A 721-nucleotide genomic window follows, 5' to 3' on the forward strand; every position below is an offset into this window, starting at 1 on the left:
CGCCTCTGCCGCACTCGCCAAGACCTGCAACTCCGCCGCCGTGTCCACCTCCGTTTGCGCTTTTGCGTCCACCACGTCGTTGAGCAAGCTCGTGCTCTTAGCACCCAAACCCTCCACCCCCAACAAGCCGTATTGCGCTGTCGTCACGCTCACGTTGTCATCGCTCGCGTCTGCATCCGCTCCCGCCAACACCAACTTGTACGCATCCACCAGCGCCTGCACTTCTGCCGTCGTGTCCACGCTCGTTGCACTCACCCCTGTCGTGTTGAGCACGCTGTTGATCGCTTTGAGGTTGTCCGCCGTCACCCCACTCACCCCAGCCGCCCCATACACCTCCACCCCAGGACTGCTGTCGCTTGCGCTGTTGCTTGTCGCCGCTTCGCTCAACGTGCTCAGCGCACTTGCCGCCGCACTTGCCGCTGCACTCACCACCGACTGCAGCGCGCTCAGGCTACTCACCCCTGAGCCATCGTCTGCCGTGTTCGCTATCGCCGCTTGCACTGCCGCCAGGTTGTCTGCTGTCACCCCGCTCACACCCAGCGCTTGCAGTTGGGCCAGGCTCGGCCCGCTTGTCCCACCTGCTGCCGCAATCACCGCCTCTGCCGCACTCGCCAAGACCTGCAACTCCGCCGCCGTGTCCACCTCCGTTTGCGCTTTTGCGTCCACCACGTCGTTGAGCAAGCTCGTGCTCTTAGCACCCAAACCCTCCACCCCCAACAAG

The 721-nt window shown here is 63.9% G+C and carries 1 protein-coding gene; it reads right to left on the reverse strand.

The annotated features are described in order from the left end of the window. On the reverse strand, positions 1–681 hold a 681-nt coding region (locus tag B9Z32_RS14075), incomplete at its 3' end, for a hypothetical protein (RefSeq protein WP_146179509.1). Positions 682–721: the final 40 nt, after the last annotated feature.

This window comes from Limnohabitans sp. MMS-10A-178, from assembly GCF_003063375.1.
Classification (GTDB): Bacteria; Pseudomonadota; Gammaproteobacteria; order Burkholderiales; family Burkholderiaceae_C; genus Limnohabitans_A.